We start from the raw sequence: 5,746 nt of genomic DNA, 5'->3' as shown, positions 1-5,746 counted from the left end.
TGCCCTCAGTTATACAATTATGATATTGTTATTATATAACATTTGGCAAAAAGAGTCTTAATTTATTGCAAATAATACAATTAAATATGACTTGAGGGGTTGCTCAAACCTCAGGTTTTCTTAAGTTGTGAACATTGGTTTAAAATTACTAAACGATAGTTAACAATAAAAGACACTACATCAAGCTTCACAATTTTTCCAAGGAGCACTATTGTGAATCTCTCAACCTAAAAAATCCTTAATCCCATCAACCACCATGGATTCATATTCGATCCCTTTTCGGCCAGGATGATATGTATTCACGTGAACTCTCCCATCTGTCGTTTTAGTAATCTCTGCCCACCACTTTCCTGATTCATCTGTATATTTTTTCTTGGTGTTGTCAACGTCAGTGAATGGATACTCATGAAATGGCATATCCCAAGTATTTCCAAAAATTATGATATCTGGACTTGCGTCCAGCAGTTGTAGATGGACAACGGGACTCCACAGCTCAGCCTTCCTCTTGAACGAAGCATTTTGCAATGTTGTGCTTCTAGAAGGAGCTTTATTGAGATTTATCCAATAACACATACTCAGCCCCTCTTTTAACTGTTCTGATGTCAGGAAATTTGTATCACAAAAATCATGATTGATTGCATAGGCTATAGCTGAACAGCGAGCTAAGGTAGAGTCTCGCCTTCCCTTATCTGGTTCCCAGTAAGAGAGAATTGCTGAGAAATCCCAGCCTCCTCCATACTCTGCTTCGTCGTCAAAATCGTCAAACGGTTCTTTCAGGATGAAACAGCATTTATGTTTAGAATGCCTGTATACATTCTCGTTCAGAACTCCATCTTTTATCGCCCCTTCTATAAGCGGGTTTTCTTCTGTGACTATGCTTTCTATGCGTTGATACTCGATCGAGATTTTCTCTTTTATATTCATATAAACAACCTTTATTAGGCTATAGATAAAAGCCTTTCCAAAATTGAAATTAAGGGGCTATCACTAAGCGTGGAAAACGAGAGATTCAAATACTAAGGACTTACTGATCAATGCTTTCTGTCTAACTTCGTTTTGACCAAGAACGGCCATCACTTGTTGAATAGTACAATCCTTTCGATGTCATCGCTAAAATCTCTCTGCCGTTATCGGTGAGATCAGAAAAATCACCACAAGTACTGCTTGAATACCTTGTACTCCAAGACCTTCCATCACTCGTTGAATATTCTATTTTCTGTTTGTTGCTTGGGCAAATCCTGATGAGCTCGTTTCCTCTTTTAATCATTTGACTCATTTTGCTTCTCCTTTTTTGTTATAAATAATACAAATACCATTCCTAGGATAGAATCGGAAACCACATTGAATCATCATTAAGACTCATCCTTTCAATTGATCAACCAGCTCTTTAAAACTATCAAGCGCACTCTGGAGATTGTCAATTATCTCTGAAGCCAAGACGGCAGGATCAGGAAGGCTGTCCAAATCGGCAAGGGATTTATCCTTAATCCAAAAAATATCCATACTCGTTTTATCACGCTCAAGAATTTGCTTAACGTCAAACCTTCGGAAACGTCCATCAGGATTATCTTCTGACCATGTTTCCTTTCGGTCATACCGATTAGAAGGATTATAACATTTCACAAAATCATTCAAATCTTCATCGGCCAATGGATGTTGTTTGAGTGTAAAATGGACGTTTGTCCGGAAATCGTACACCCATACTTCCTTAGTTTGCTTCTCCGCACTCGCAGGACATTTGTCAAAAAATATAACATTCGCCTTGACACCTGGTTTATAGAAAATCCCTGTGGGCAAGCGCAGAATGGTATGGAGGTCTGTGATTTCAAGTAATTTCTTTCGTACAATCTCTCCTGCACCACCTTCAAACAGAACATTATCAGGGACCACTACTGCAGCTTTTCCCGTAGCTTTCAGAATCGTATTGATGTGCTGTACAAAATTCAGCTGTTTATTGGAGCTGGTAGTCCAGAAGTCCTGACGGTTGTATACCAAGTCTTCATCTTCCTGTTCACCCTCCTCATTAGTAAAAGTGATGGAAGACTTTTTCCCGAATGGAGGATTTGTCAGTACATAGTCCACACGTTTCCCTGGATCAGTGAGCAATGCATCACCAAGAGTGACAGGAAGGTTACCATAGATATCACCTATGTTATGTAGATACAAGTTCATCAGACACAACTTGAAAGTAGAAGGCACTAACTCATTTCCCCAAAATGTGTCATTCTTGAGGAACTCTTTCTGTTCACGATCAAGAGAATAATTCTCAGGGTCTGCGAGGAAGGATTGAGCAGCAAGGAAAAAGCCTCCCGAACCACAGCAGGGGTCTGCTATGGTTCTCATGGGTTCAGGTCGGATGCATCGGACCATAGCCCGTATAAGAGGACGAGGAGTGAAATACTGTCCCGCTCCACTTTTCACGTCCTCGGCATTTTTCTGAAGCAAACCTTCATAAATTTCACCCTTGACGTCGGAAGAAAGCGCAACCCACCGTTCAGAGTCAATCATCTGGACGATGCGATACAGGATGGCAGCATTGCTGATCTTGTTCGTTGCACCCATGAAAATCTTTCCAAGGATACCTCCTTGTTCACCCAATTTTTCCAAGGTGGATTTGTATTGATTTTCTAATTCTGCTCCCTTGAGTGTATTCATGTCTGCCCAGGTACAACCTGAAGGAATTCCAGTTTCTCTTTTATACGGAGGCTTGGAATACTCATCCGACATCTTCAAGAAAATCAGATATGTAAGCTGTTCAAGATAGTCACCATATGAAACCCCATCATCACGGAGAGGGCTACACATCCCCCAAACTTTTGACACTATAGCTGTTGAATAGTCACTCATAAACTTAACGTTCCTTCAAAGGTATGTTTCAATATGCTCTTTCTCATTGCATCAGCCTGGCCAAATGCAGTATTGATGGTATGTGAGATACGATCACAAACTGACAATTGCATTTCAATTTTCTTTACAATTAAGACTGCTTCGTGTTCCGAAATATTTGGAACTTCAGAATTACGTATATCATCCAAGCCTAGACCAAATTTACCTGCACCACGTTTGTTTTTTAATAGATCCTTTTGACCATATTCGCTTCGTAAGTACCACGCCACTAACTTCCCTTGACTTGGGTTCTTTAACCTTATCATTGCGATATGTTGATTTATATAGGCTTCTTCAATATTTTCTGGAACTAAACCAATACTACCTAAATCGGCGGTAATCGAAACAAGAATATCGTTTGGCTGTAGTCTTGAACGTATTCCTTCCGCTTTTTCAGGTAACTTAACATATTGAGTTTCATCCAAAATAATATCTATTGTTGTGTGTGTGAGATTGCCGATGCGAATGAACAAAGAGCCTTGATCAGAGTAATATTTCGCCCAACCCCTGGATCCACTTGTCACGAAACACGACATTTCACGAATCTTCTTTTTATTTTCAATTTGGGAAAATGCCTCTTTCAGCACCGCCTGCCGATAGACTTCCAACTGCTTCTTAATGGTCATTAGGGTTTCTACACCCTTATCTAGCTCTGAGAAAAGCTCTTCAATACGATTAACTAAACTTATTTGTTCACTTGGCAATGGAATCGAAACTTTACATTTTTCTATTTGTTGGTAATGTCGCGCATAGCCTTTATCCTCGATCAGAAAAGTTAAGTAATAAGTTGCATAGTAAAGAAAGCTCGCTGAAAGACCTTCTTTTGGCTGTAATACCTTGATTCCATCAGCCCCTGCTCCAAATGGGAAATTAATAAGCTTAACGCATTTAGTATGGTCGCCGAATATAATTACAGGGAGTTTACAGTCAAGCATATTAGAAACGTCATTAGAGTACCCCCCGACTAAAACTTTGCCTTGATCAATAATCGGTAGATTGCCGGTTTCTAAGTACTCTTTTTGCTTTGTTTTCTTCGTATTAGGAATAGAGATTTTATTTACTATATTTTTATAATATATCATATTAGACAACCATTTTTTGATTCATTTCTTGTAGCACTTCCTTATAACTGTCCCCAAACGCATCATAGAAACTCAACAATCCACCATTACGATCAAATGGAGTCAAGTCCAAATCATCAGGTAGAATACTCAGAGACGTTGCTATATGGTCCTTGATCAATCTCAGCCATTCCATCTGCTTCTCCGTGAAATGTACTGATCCAGCATTTTTACGAAGCGTCCACTGCATAAAGTTGTAGTTGACCTTATCTGCGAACGGGGTGAGGTTTTCCGAATAACCCATCTCAAACCGGATGAGTGAGATGAGGTCCGTCAATTTCGCCATCGCACCGCGCTTCACTCTATCAAGCTTCTTGATCGAGTAGCAATCCCATAATCGGTCAACCGTAACGCCATTTGTTTTCAATTTCTCATATAAAGCCTTCAACTGCTCAATGACCATTGGCCGATCCTTATATTCCTCGCTGTAGATGATGCGTAATGTTAAAATCTCATCCCTGTTCTCCTCGATGAAGTCATGGAAGGTGGAAATAATGCGATTGGCATCCTCTTCATTCTGGGCATCAAATCCAGCAAAGGTGACTTTATCAAGATTCTCATTGTCGATAATTTGTTCATGGCGCTTTCGAAGGGTATCTATGTACTCACGTACCTCGGGAAAATTGAAAGGCGCTACCGCTTCCTCGATTAAGATATTTTGTATCTGTTCTCTCTTTTCATGTTCTCCGTATCTCGGTTCAGTTTCACAGAGGACATCCTCATCAAAGGCATTTAGCAGGCTCTCGGCCAGCATTCCAGCAGTCATTCCAACTTTCTTAGCAAATTGTTTTCTTTCAGCAGGGTCCAATTTGCTGTTAAGCCGGATTATACGATTTGCCAAGGATGTGAGTGATTTTTCATCATGCGCGCCAAGGGCCACACTCATTATCAAATCTTTCATACTGACTGAAGGTTTGCTCTCCAACGGTCTGGTATCAGATTTTGTTGACTTCGTCACACCAACGGCGTCCACGATGACGAAATGGTCCTTGTTCTCGGTGGCGGAAGGTGTTACTTTCTGGAGATCATCCTTGTCGAGAACACGAGTACCACGCCCCTTCATCTGCTCGAAATAATTCTTGCTTCGTACATCCCGCATGAATAGAAGGCACTCGATCGGCTTGACATCCGTTCCTGTAGCAATCATGTCGACAGTGACTGCAATACGTGGATTATAGTCGTTACGGAAGGACCTGAGCACCGATTCAGGGTTCTCAACTGAATAGGTAATTTTACGGCAGAAATTATTTCCCTCTCCAAATTCCTCTCGGACAATCTGTACGATATCATCTGCATGACTGTCCCTCTTCGCAAATATGAGAGTCTTGGGTACTTCCTTTCTTCTGGGAAATAGCGTAGTGAAGATATTCTCACGGAAAGCGCGAATGACTGTCCTGATCTGACTTGGGTTGACGATATCCATATCAAGTTGTGACGGTTGATAATCAACATCTTCATCAAGCTGCTTCCAACGCTTCTCCCTGGAGAGACGATCTCGGTATTCAACCACCTGTTCCATGCTCAGATGTGCCCCATTCTTTCCAATCTGCGTCTCAATGAGAAAAATGTCCTCGCCTACGTTGACTCCATCAATGATAGCTTGCTCACGGGAATATTCGCTGACGATGTTCTCATGGAAAAATGCAAATGTACGGTTGTCAGGAGTAGCAGTCAGACCAACAATAAAGGCATCAAAATATGTGAGTACTTGACTCCATACATTGTATATGGACCGGTGG

The 5,746-nt window shown here is 40.9% G+C and carries 4 protein-coding genes; all 4 read right to left on the bottom strand.

The genetic code is table 11. The annotated features are described in order from the left end of the window. Positions 1 to 222: 222 nt before the first annotated feature. Complete coding sequence (locus JF818_RS13925; RefSeq protein ID WP_198892582.1) at positions 223 to 924, bottom strand: hypothetical protein; 702 nt, start codon at positions 922 to 924, stop codon at positions 223 to 225. Between the two features lie 435 nt (positions 925 to 1,359). Then, entirely contained in the window at positions 1,360 to 2,847 is a 1,488-nt protein-coding gene (locus JF818_RS13920; RefSeq protein WP_198892581.1) for a class I SAM-dependent DNA methyltransferase, read from the bottom strand. Further along, on the bottom strand, positions 2,844 to 3,968 hold the full coding sequence (locus JF818_RS13915) for a hypothetical protein (protein ID WP_198892580.1): 1,125 nt from the start codon (positions 3,966 to 3,968) through the stop codon (positions 2,844 to 2,846). The genes JF818_RS13920 and JF818_RS13915 overlap by 4 nt, the downstream gene beginning before the upstream one ends. A gap of 1 nt (position 3,969) precedes the next feature. Further along, positions 3,970 to 5,746 (bottom strand): type I restriction-modification enzyme R subunit C-terminal domain-containing protein (locus JF818_RS13910; RefSeq protein WP_304945017.1); only part of this gene is annotated, 1,777 nt, incomplete at its 5' end.

The organism is Sphaerochaeta sp. S2, assembly GCF_016406725.1.
In the GTDB taxonomy this organism is placed as follows: domain Bacteria; phylum Spirochaetota; class Spirochaetia; order Sphaerochaetales; family Sphaerochaetaceae; genus Sphaerochaeta.
This window is presented reverse-complemented; position numbering and strand designations above follow the sequence as displayed.

What these genes read in the sequence shown, in the direction of transcription:
- JF818_RS13915 (WP_198892580.1), bottom strand. Translation starts at nt 3,968, where the DNA reads ATGATATATTATAAAAATATAGTAAATAAAATCTCTATTCCTAATACG.
- JF818_RS13925 (WP_198892582.1), bottom strand. Translation starts at nt 924, where the DNA reads ATGAATATAAAAGAGAAAATCTCGATCGAGTATCAACGCATAGAAAGC.
- JF818_RS13920 (WP_198892581.1), bottom strand. Translation starts at nt 2,847, where the DNA reads ATGAGTGACTATTCAACAGCTATAGTGTCAAAAGTTTGGGGGATGTGT.